The sequence below is a fragment of the Streptomyces mangrovisoli genome (genome assembly GCF_000974985.2).
Taxonomy (GTDB): domain Bacteria; phylum Actinomycetota; class Actinomycetes; order Streptomycetales; family Streptomycetaceae; genus Streptomyces; species Streptomyces mangrovisoli.
Map to the genome: position 1 here is coordinate 1 of NZ_LAVA02000152.1, position 3,285 is coordinate 3,285.

The following is a 3,285-nucleotide window of genomic DNA, read 5'->3' on the forward strand; positions in this document are numbered from 1 at the left end:
GCACCCCGCACCCCGCACCCCGCACCCCGCAGCGTCCGCTTCCCCGGGCCACCCGCATACCCGGCCTGACCTGGCGCGACAAGCCTCCCCGCGCGACATGTGACCGACGACACCCTTGTCTCTCATAGCGAGACAAGGGTGTCCGCATTTTGGACGAAGCTGGACTGTGTCCAGATCGCCGTGACACGCTTCCGTCATGTCTGGAACTGGGATCGCCTTGGTGAGTCGGCGGCACGTCGACCTCGGCCGCATGTCCAGCGCCATGTGTCCGGTGCGCTGAAGAGCCGCAGCCGCACCGTTTCCCTTTGCTTCTGCTTCCACCCGCGCAATGACGCGCAGACATTTCTCGTGCGCCCGTACGCGCAGGTCAGAGCCGCTTTCCACCTGTCCCGAAGGACGTATCAACCATGGCCGCCACCCCGCAGAACCCTGCTGCCGCGACTCCACGCCGCAAGGTGAGCCGTCACCGCGGTGAGGGTCAGTGGGCCGCGGGTCACTTCACCCCGCTCAACGGCAACGAGCAGTTCAAGAAGGACGACGACGGTCTCAATGTGCGGACACGCATTGAGACGATCTACTCCAAGCGCGGCTTCGACTCGATCGACCCGAACGACCTGCGCGGCCGGATGCGCTGGTGGGGCCTGTACACCCAGCGCAAGCCCGGGATCGACGGCGGCAAGACCGCGATCCTGGAGCCGGAGGAGCTGGACGACAAGTACTTCATGCTGCGCGTGCGCATCGACGGCGGCGCGCTGACCACGCGTCAGCTGCGCGTCGTCGGCGAGATCTCGCAGGAGTTCGCGCGCGGCACCGCCGACCTCACGGACCGGCAGAACGTCCAGTACCACTGGATCCGCATCGAGGACGTGCCGGCGATCTGGGAGCGCCTCGAAGCGGTCGGCCTGTCCACCACCGAGGCCTGCGGCGACACGCCCCGCGTGATCCTCGGCTCGCCCGTGGCCGGCATCGCCGAGGACGAGATCATCGACGGCACCCCGGCCCTGGACGAGATCCACCGCAGGGTCATCGGCAACCCGGCGTTCTCGAACCTGCCCCGCAAGTTCAAGTCGGCGATCTCCGGCTCCCCGCTGCTCGACGTGGTGCACGAGATCAACGACGTGGCCTTCGTCGGCGTCGAGCACCCCGAGCACGGCCCCGGCTTCGACCTCTGGGTCGGCGGCGGACTCTCCACCAACCCGAAGATCGGCCAGCGCGTGGGCGCCTGGGTCCCGCTGGACGAGGTCCCCGAGGTCTACGAGGGCGTCATCTCGATCTTCCGCGACCACGGCTACCGGCGGCTGCGCACCCGCGCCCGCCTGAAGTTCCTGATCGCCGACTGGGGCATCGAGAAGTTCCGCCAGGTCCTGGAGGACGACTACCTGAAGCGCAAGCTGGTCGACGGCCCCGCGCCGGCCCAGCCGCTCGCCCGCTGGCGCGACCACGTCGGCGTGCACCGGCAGAAGGACGGACGGTTCTACGTCGGTTTCGCCCCGCGCGTCGGACGCGTGGACGGCACCACCCTGGCGAAGATCGCCGACCTCGCGGAGGCGCACGGCTCCGGGCGGGTCCGTACCACCGCCGAGCAGAAGATGATCGTGCTCGACGTGACCGAGGAGCAGGTCGACTCGCTGGTGTCCGGTCTGGAGGCGCTCGACCTGATGGTCAAGCCGTCGCCGTTCCGCCGCGGCACCATGGCCTGCACGGGCATCGAGTACTGCAAGCTCGCCATCGTCGAGACCAAGGCGCGCGGCATCTCGCTGATCGACGAACTCGAGCGCCGCATCCCCGAGTTCGACGAGCCGATCACCATCAACATCAACGGCTGCCCGAACGCCTGCGCCCGTATCCAGGTGGCGGACATCGGTCTCAAGGGGCAGTTGGTCGTCAACGGCGCCGGCGAGCAGGTCGAGGGCTTCCAGGTGCACCTCGGCGGCGCGCTCGGCCTGGAGGCCGGGTTCGGCCGCAAGGTGCGCGGCCTGAAGGTCACCTCGGACGAACTGCCCGACTACATCGAGCGCGTACTCAAGCGGTTCCAGGACGAGCGCACGGACGGCGAGCGGTTCGCCACCTGGGCCGCGCGCGCCTCGGAGGAGGCCCTCTCATGAGCGAGCGGGCCGCCCCCTTCCACTGCCCCTACTGCGGCGACGAGGACCTGCGTCCGCATGAGCAAGGCCACGGCGCCTGGGAATGCGCGAGCTGCAATCGCGCATTCCAGCTGAAGTTCCTGGGACTGCTGTCCCGGGGTCTTCAGCGAGCCGACCACGGAGGGGACGACATATGACCACCGCTCAGGAAGAGCGCACCGACGACGAGTTGAAGCAGCTCGCGGAGCAGGCGGGCCGCGAGCTGGAGAACGCCTCCGCGCTGGAGATCCTCCAGTGGGCGGCCGACACCTTCGGCAAGCGGTTCTGTGTCACCTCCTCCATGGAGGACGCGGTGGTCGCGCACCTGGCGTCGCGGGCCGCCAAGGGCGTCGACATCGTGTTCCTCGACACCGGCTACCACTTCCCGGAGACCATCGGCACCCGTGACGCGGTCGAGGCCGTGATGGACGTCAACGTCATCACGCTGACCCCCCGTCAGACGGTCGCCGAGCAGGACGCCGAGTACGGTCCGCAGCTGCACGACCGCGACCCCGACCTGTGCTGCAAGCTGCGCAAGGTGCAGCCGCTGGAAGAGGGCCTGACGGGCTATCGGGCCTGGGCCACCGGGCTGCGCCGCGACGAGTCCCCGACCCGCGCGAACACCCCGGTCGTCGGCTGGGACGACAAGCGCCGCAAGGTGAAGATCTCCCCGATCGCCCGCTGGACGCAGGACGACGTGGACGCCTACGTCGCCGAGCACGGCGTGCTCACCAACCCGCTGCTGATGGACGGTTACGGCTCCGTCGGCTGCGCGCCCTGCACCCGCAGGCTGCTCGCGGGCGAGGACGCGCGGGCCGGCCGCTGGGCCGGCAACGCGAAGACCGAGTGCGGACTGCACGGCTGACCCCATGACACCGACATTGGAGAACCACGTGACGACCGGAGCCACCGTCTGGCTCACGGGCCTGCCCAGCGCCGGCAAGACCACCATCGCGTACGAACTGGCCGGCCGGCTGCGCGCGGAGGGCCACCTCGTCGAGGTGCTCGACGGCGACGAGATCCGCGAGTTCATCTCCGCGGGGCTCGGCTTCAGCCGCGAGGACCGGCACACCAACGTGCAGCGCATCGGCTTCCTCGCCGAACTCCTCGCCCGCAACGGCGTCAAGGCGCTGGTCCCCGTGATCGCGCCGTACGCCGACAG

Annotated in this window: 5 protein-coding genes; all 5 read left to right on the forward strand. The window is 69.3% G+C overall.

The window, feature by feature from the left end:
- The first annotated feature begins 196 nt into the window (after window positions 1-196).
- Entirely contained in the window at window positions 197-280 is an 84-nt protein-coding gene (locus WN71_RS43390; protein WP_329125294.1) for a putative leader peptide, read from the forward strand.
- A 127-nt stretch (window positions 281-407) separates the two neighbouring features.
- Window positions 408-2,105, forward strand: a complete 1,698-nt coding sequence (locus tag WN71_RS38460) for a nitrite/sulfite reductase (RefSeq protein WP_046589218.1) — start codon at window positions 408-410, stop codon at window positions 2,103-2,105.
- On the forward strand, window positions 2,102-2,281 hold the full coding sequence (locus WN71_RS43115; RefSeq protein WP_046589220.1) for a hypothetical protein: 180 nt from the start codon (window positions 2,102-2,104) through the stop codon (window positions 2,279-2,281). The genes WN71_RS38460 and WN71_RS43115 overlap by 4 nt, the downstream gene beginning before the upstream one ends.
- Window positions 2,278-2,988, forward strand: a complete 711-nt coding sequence (locus WN71_RS38470; protein WP_046589221.1) for a phosphoadenylyl-sulfate reductase — start codon at window positions 2,278-2,280, stop codon at window positions 2,986-2,988. Before WN71_RS43115 ends, WN71_RS38470 begins: the two co-directional genes overlap by 4 nt.
- A 4-nt stretch (window positions 2,989-2,992) precedes the next feature.
- On the forward strand, window positions 2,993-3,285 hold a 293-nt coding region (locus WN71_RS38475; protein ID WP_143074936.1), incomplete at its 3' end, for an adenylyl-sulfate kinase.

Excerpts from the sequence above, each read along its gene's own strand:
- WN71_RS38470 (WP_046589221.1), top strand. The coding sequence starts at position 2,278 with ATGACCACCGCTCAGGAAGAGCGCACCGACGACGAGTTGAAGCAGCTC.
- WN71_RS43390 (WP_329125294.1), top strand. The coding sequence starts at position 197 with ATGTCTGGAACTGGGATCGCCTTGGTGAGTCGGCGGCACGTCGACCTC.
- WN71_RS43115 (WP_046589220.1), top strand. The coding sequence starts at position 2,102 with ATGAGCGAGCGGGCCGCCCCCTTCCACTGCCCCTACTGCGGCGACGAG.
- WN71_RS38460 (WP_046589218.1), top strand. The coding sequence starts at position 408 with ATGGCCGCCACCCCGCAGAACCCTGCTGCCGCGACTCCACGCCGCAAG.